This is a genomic window from Corallococcus llansteffanensis, assembly GCF_003612055.1.
Lineage (GTDB): Bacteria > Myxococcota > Myxococcia > Myxococcales > Myxococcaceae > Corallococcus > Corallococcus llansteffanensis.
The window spans coordinates 1-2,260 of the sequence record NZ_RAWB01000915.1 but is presented as its reverse complement, the minus strand read 5'-3'; the positions used below and the strand labels follow the sequence as shown (position 1 = coordinate 2,260).

Below are 2,260 nucleotides of genomic sequence, written 5' to 3'. Positions count from 1 at the left end.
GGCATGGGCGGGGCCGCGTTCATCTCGCGCGCCAGCGCCAGCATGCGCAGCACGACGGGCGTGGAGATGACGACGTTCGCCTCGCTCTCCAGGAGCGCGGCCACGAGCGCCGGCACGTTCAGGCCCGAAGAGCCGCTCAAGCCCACCTTCGCCAGCGGCCAGACGACGTAGGCCGCCCCCGCGCAGAGCGCCGCATAGAGCCCCGCCACCGTCTCCAGCAGGAGCGACAGCGGCAGCGCCGCCATGTGGCGCTCGCCCGGCTTCGTCTCGATGAGCGGCAGCAGCGAGCGCACCACGGTGTCCACCGCGTCCTGCGTCAGCAGCGCGCCCTTGGGCTGCCCGGTGGTGCCGGACGTGTACGTCACCTTGGCCATGCCCTTGAGGGCGCCAGGGTCCCGGCGGCCAGGCACGCCCTCGCACCAGTGCAGCGCCTTGCCGCCCAGGGTGATGGACTTGAACGCGGGGGCCGGGGCGCCGTTCGCGCGGAACACGGCCTCCAGCCGCTGGGGCTGATCCGTCAGCACGCCGTCCGCGCCGCAGTCGCGCAGCGCGTGCCACATCTGGCTGTCGGAGAAGAACGGCGGCAGCGACGCGACGCACGCGTTGGCTGCCTGCGTCGCCAGGTCCGCGATGGCCGCGGCCGGGTGGTTGTCCAGCACCAGCCCCAGCACGGCCACGCGCTCCTCGCGGAGCCAGCGCGCCGTGGTGTCGACGTGGGCCGCGAGCGCCGCGTACGTCACGTCCTGGTCCGCGCCCCGGAGGGCCACGGCGTCAGGGCGCGCAGCCGCGTGCTCCTGGAGCCGCTCCATGATCAAGCCCGCCATGCGTCCTCCTGGGTGTAGGGGTGGGGCCCGGGGCCCCGCTTCAGGTGCCCGCGGTGAAGCGCACGCCGATGCCTTCGAGCGCCTTGCGCAGCTGGGGGCTGCCCTTCGACTCGATCTGCTGGCCCACGCCGGGCACGTAGTCGAGCTCGCTCAGGTTGTCCTCGCCGCCGGTGACGATGGCCAGCAGGTGCGCCGTCTGATCCGACACGTTCTGGTAGCGGCGCATCAGGTCCGGCGGGACGACGATGCTGTCGAAGCGCTCCAGCACCACGGCGTGCTCGCCCTTGTCACCGCACTGGATGGAGAACTTCCCGTCCAGCACCACGAAGATCTCCGTCGTGGACTTGTGGGTGTGCAGCCCCGGGCCCTCGCCGGGCTCCACCTTCGAAATCACCATGGAGAACCCGCGCGGCCCCTGCAGCGCCGGCTTCAGGTACGGGGCCGGCTCCGCGGTGTTGCCCACCAGCGTGTAGAGGTCCCGCGAGATGAGCAGATCGAACACGAAGTCCGGAAACGGGACGCCCATGCCCTGGGCGCGCTCGCGCACCGTCTTCTGCTGGTTGAACCGGCCTACCAGGCCTTCCAGCTCCTGCTGCTGCAGTTGACGCGTACCCACCAGGTCCTCCCGGAGTCTGAACGTCAGTTCACGGAACGATACATGTGGCGTTGGAATGCTCCAACAATCACAGAATCGCACTTTCTCATTTTTGAAGCTTCTTGCGAAGTGACGTCCGTGTTTCGGGTCAGGGCACGTCGAGCGCGACGCCCTGTCCCGGAACGGCCATGACCCAGCGCACGACGTCGGGGCGGTTGCCGCAGGTGATGCGCACCTCGAACTCCCGGCCCGCGGGCAGCCTGCTGGCCAGCGGGGTAGTGCCCTCCAGGAGCTGCTTGCCCAGCGCGACCCGGCAGCCGGTGGGGCCGGTGACGCTCAGGGTGCCGGTGCTGTCGGGCGGCGGGGCCGCGTCCGCGAGCGTCCGCAGGTCGATGCGCTCGGTCTGCATGACCTTGCCGAAGCGGTGCAGCTGGCCGTCCACGGCGGTGGCCACGAGCAGCGAGCCGGCGGGGGCGCTCGGCGGCAGCGTGCGGTCCTCTTCCAGGCGGATGCCGGACACGTAGACGCGCTCGCCATCCTGGGCGTTGACGATCTCCACGCCGCCGCCAGGCATGAACACCGCGGCGACCACCGCGCCCACCAACACGACCCCGGCGCCGATGATCAGGGGGGTGCGCAGGCGGGAGAGCGCGGACGGCGGCGGTGCATCGGTCGCGGTCGCGTGCACCGGGGCCACGGGCGGCGGGACGACGGGCGGGGCCACCGGCTTCGGGGCAGCCGGCGCGGAGCCGGACGTGGCCCCTGGCGTCGCCGGACGGGCGGGGGCGGCGCCATGCTTCAACGAAGGAATCGAGGGGGCGACGGGCGCGTGCTCCACGCT

2 protein-coding genes and 1 pseudogene are annotated in these 2,260 nt (G+C 71.9%); all 3 read right to left on the bottom strand.

Annotated elements, in window-relative coordinates:
- Positions 1-824, bottom strand: an 824-nt coding sequence (locus tag D7V93_RS42035; protein ID WP_147451641.1) for an AMP-binding protein, incomplete at its 3' end; no start/stop codon positions are given.
- 40 nt (positions 825-864) lie between these two features.
- Positions 865-1,440, bottom strand: coding sequence for a cupin domain-containing protein (locus D7V93_RS42030; RefSeq protein WP_120648567.1), 576 nt, complete (start codon positions 1,438-1,440; stop codon positions 865-867).
- Between the two features lie 127 nt (positions 1,441-1,567).
- Positions 1,568-2,260: pseudogene (locus tag D7V93_RS42025) on the bottom strand (serine/threonine-protein kinase); the annotation flags it as partial.